General features: G+C 73.7%; 4 protein-coding genes and 1 pseudogene. 3 read left to right on the top strand and 2 right to left on the bottom strand.

The window, feature by feature from the left end; translation table 11 throughout:
- From ACWCSD_RS49500 to ACWCSD_RS49510, 3 genes and pseudogenes are all read left to right on the top strand, one after another.
- Positions 1-449 (top strand): annotated as a pseudogene (locus ACWCSD_RS49500) (hypothetical protein); the annotation flags it as partial.
- Positions 404-850 carry a GNAT family N-acetyltransferase gene (locus ACWCSD_RS49505; RefSeq protein WP_449926303.1) on the top strand — a complete coding sequence of 149 codons (447 nt, stop codon included), beginning with the start codon at positions 404-406 and terminating at the stop codon, positions 848-850. The pseudogene ACWCSD_RS49500 and the gene ACWCSD_RS49505, both read left to right, overlap by 46 nt.
- Before the next feature lie 9 nt (positions 851-859).
- A complete protein-coding gene (locus ACWCSD_RS49510; RefSeq protein ID WP_358294681.1) occupies positions 860-1,072 on the top strand; it encodes an FmdB family zinc ribbon protein in 213 nt (70 codons plus the stop codon).
- A 962-nt stretch (positions 1,073-2,034) separates the two neighbouring features.
- Here the strand turns inward: ACWCSD_RS49510 and ACWCSD_RS49515 are convergent.
- Both ACWCSD_RS49515 and ACWCSD_RS49520 read right to left on the bottom strand, forming a co-directional pair.
- Positions 2,035-2,532, bottom strand: a complete 498-nt coding sequence (locus ACWCSD_RS49515) for a helix-turn-helix transcriptional regulator (protein WP_357980526.1) — start codon at positions 2,530-2,532, stop codon at positions 2,035-2,037.
- Positions 2,533-2,606: 74 nt separating this feature from the next.
- Positions 2,607-3,782, bottom strand: a 1,176-nt coding sequence (locus ACWCSD_RS49520) for a dihydroxy-acid dehydratase domain-containing protein (protein ID WP_449926305.1), incomplete at its 5' end; no start/stop codon positions are given.

A 3,782-nucleotide genomic window follows, 5' to 3' on the forward strand; every position in this document is an offset into this window, starting at 1 on the left:
ATTCCTCCGGATCGGAGGAATTCGCCGCGGTCGCCGAGCCGTTCCTGCTCGGCGACCCGGTCGGCAACACGGTTCCGCTGACCGTCCTGGCCAACCTGCGCGCCGGCCATCCCGCCGACGCCGCCTTCTTCGCCTGGTGGACCGCCGGGGGCCAGGTGCGCGCCGCCGCCTTCCGCACGCCGCCCGCCCCCCTGAGCCTCACGCGCATGCCCGCCGAGGCCGTCGCCCCGCTGGTCGAGGCGCTTGGCGGCGACGTGCCCATGGTCGTGGGGCCGGTCGAGGTGACGGCAGAGGTCGTCCGGCTGCTCGGCGAGCCCGACCGGACGGTGTCCGAACGGCTCTACCGGCTCGGCGCGCTCGCCGTCCCGTCCGTGCCCGGCTCGGCGCGCTCGCCGTCCCGTCCGTGCCCGGCCGCGGCCGGCTCGCCGGGCCCGGCGACTTCCCGCTGATGGCGAGCTGGTACCAGGCGTTCGGCGCGGAGGTCGGGCTCGGGGAGGCGCACGACGTCGCCGAGCGCGTCGCCCAGCGGGTGGCCGGGCGCGAGCTGTTCGTGTGGGAGGCCGAGGGCGTGCCGGTCTCGGTGGCCGGGCTCGGCCGGGCGGCCGGCGGCGTGTGCCGCGTCGGACCGGTCTACACGCCGCCGTCGTGCCGCAGGAAGGGCTACGGGGCCGCGGTCACCGCGTACGCCAGCGAGGTGGCGCTGGCCGAACGGTGCGAGCAGGTCGTGCTCTTCACCGACCTGGACAACCCGACCAGCAACGCGATCTACCGGTCGATCGGCTACGAGCCCGTCTCCGACCATGCGCACCTGACCTACGCCGGCTCCCGCTCACCGGCCACAGCGGGTTAGGCTTACCGCATGCCGCGTTACGACTTCCGCTGCCGCGCCTGCGGCTCCACGTTCGAGGTCTCCCGTCCCATGTCGGCCTCAGACGAGCCGGCGACCTGCCCGGAGGGCCACGGCGACACGGTCAAGCTGCTGTCCACCGTGTCCATGACCGGTGGCGCGGCCGCTCCCCGTCCGGCCGGCGGTGGCGGCGGCTGCTGCGGCGGAGGTTGCTGCTCCTCCTGAGCGGCGGGCCCGGGTGAACGCCTCCACGGCCAGCCGGGCCGCCCGCTCCACGGTCGCCACGCCCGTCGCCATGTCCGGGCTGCGCTCCGACAGCACGGCGATGAGTAGTTCGTGCCCGTTCAGCACGATCCGGCCCACGCTGTTGACCGTCCACCGCCCGTCGTGCGCGTCCACCGGCAGCCAGCCGTTCTTGAGCGCCACCTCGCCGCCGGCGGCGCTGACGCCCCACGCCTGCGACCGGTCCACCGACGACATGAGCCCCAGCGCCCAGCGGCGGCTCGCGGCCGGCACCGGCCCGGCGGGGTCGGTGAGCTGCTCCAGCACCCGCACCTGGTCCGACGGGTGGCTGAGGGTCATGCCCCACGACAGGCCCGCGCCCGGCCTGGTGTCGCGCACCTCAAGCGCGCCCAGGACCCGGCTGAGCCCCTCCTGGCCGCCGACCGTCATGTACAGCTCGTGCGCGCTCTCGTTGTGGCTCTGGCGGATCATCCGGGAGGCGAGCCTGCGTTCGTACGCGCCGAGCCGCCGGTGCTCGCTCTGCCTGAGCAGCAGCAGGGCGAGCAGGATGTCCACTTTGGCCACGCTGGCCAGCACGAACGGCCTGCCCTCGGCGTAGGAGTACCGCACGCCCGTCGCGCGGTCGTACACCGACAGCGCCACCCGCCCCGGACGGCCCCGCAGCTGACGTTCCAGCGCCCGGTCGAGCGCCCGCCGCGTGGCCGGCGGCAGCAGGCGCTCCACGGCCACCGCCTGGCGGTGCGCCACGATCGGGAGCGGGGCCGGACGCGGGCCCGCCGCGCAGGCGGACACGGCGACGGGCACGACGACGGGCAGCAGGGCGGCGATGAGCGAGATCCCCCGGACGCGCATGTGCGCGAGCCTGTCACGCCCCGCACCAACGCCCGGGGGCCCGAGGGTCAAGCTTGCGGCAGGTTACGCCGCGATGATCTGCTTGCGGCAGGTCATGCCGCGGTGGTGCGCCGGCGGCGGCGCTGGAAGGGCAGGAACCGGTCGGCCAGGTGCGGCCGCGACGGGGTCAGGGTGGGCTCGACCGCGATGATGCGGTCGAACCGGAACGCCCTGATGGCCCGCCGCATCCGGCACACGCCGACCAGGTACCAGTATTCGCGGTGGACCAGGCAGGTCACCGGCTCGACGTCGCGGGAGGTGACGGCCCCCGAGGCGTCGCGGTAGTGGAGGCGGATCATGAGGCGGCTGGTGATGGCGTCGGCGATGAGCCTGGCCCGGGAGGCGGTCTCCACGGGCAGCGGCTCGGTCAGGGTCGCGAGCGTGGTCGCGATGACGTCGTCGTCGAGCTCCAGGTGTTCGAGCGCGTGTTGCAGGCCGCGCCGTGCGGCGACGGCCTGCGGGCCCGCTCCGAGGTGAGCGAGGGAGAGGGCGATGGCGGCGATCTCGGCGGTCGTCAGCGGGCGAGTCTCGTCCTTCACGACTGTCGTCATACCCCAAGAATAGGGACGACCACCGACAATTTTCGAAAATCTGTGCGGTGGACCGGGGGTCCACCGCACCCTAACTATCGGGACAGCTGCGACAGATCACGCGAGGCGCCGGTCGAGGCGGACGTGGTCATCGCCGCGTACGCCTGCAGCGCCACGCTCACCGGACGGTTGCGGTCGCGCGGCCGGTAGCCGCCCAGGTCGGCCAGCAGCCGCTCGCGCCGCGCGGCCAGCTCGGCCTCGGGCACCCGCAGCTCCATCGACCGGCCGGGGATGTCGATGTCGATGATGTCGCCGTCCTCGACCAGCGCGATCGCGCCGCCCTCGGCCGCCTCCGGCGAGGCGTGCCCGATCGACAGCCCGGACGTGCCGCCGGAGAAGCGGCCGTCGGTGACCAGCGCGCACGCCTTGCCCAGGCCCTTGCCCTTGAGGAAGGAGGTCGGGTAGAGCATCTCCTGCATGCCGGGGCCGCCCTTGGGGCCCTCGTAGCGGATGACCACCACGTCGCCCTCCTTGACCCGCCCGCCGAGGATGCCCTCGACGGCCTGCTCCTGCGACTCGAACACCACCGCGGGCCCGCTGAACTTCCAGATCGACTCGTCGACCCCCGCGGTCTTCACCACCGCGCCGTCGAGCGAGATGTTGCCGTAGAGCACGGCCAGGCCGCCGTCGGCGCTGTAGGCGTGCTCCAGGTCGCGGATGCACCCCTGCGCCCGGTCGAGGTCGAGGGAGTCCCAGCGGTTGTCCTGCGAGTATGCCTTCACCGTGCGCACGTTGCCCGGCGCCGCGTGCCACAGCTCGACGGCCTCGGGCAGCACGGTCGGCGACTTGACGTCCCAGGCGGCCAGCGTGTCGCCCAGCGTGCCCCCGTTGACCGTGGGCACGTCGCTGTGCAGCAGCCCCGCCCGGTCGAGCTCGCCCAGGATGGCCGGGATGCCGCCGGCGCGGTGGACGTCCTCGACGTGGTACTTGCTGGTGGCCGGGGCGACCTTGCACAGGCACGGCACCCGCAGCGAGATCTCGTTGATCTCCTTGAGGCCGAAGTCGACCTCGGCCTCGCGGGCCGCGGCCAGGATGTGCAGGATCGTGTTGGTGGAGCCGCCCATCGCCACGTCGAGCGCCATGGCGTTCTCGAACGCCGCGCGGCTGGCGACCGAGCGCGGCAGCACCGACTCGTCGCCGTCCTCGTAGTAGCGGCGGGTGATCTCGACGAGCTGGCGGCCGGCGTCCTCGAAGAGCTGCTTGCGCCGCTT

This window comes from Nonomuraea sp. NPDC001684 (assembly GCF_053596515.1).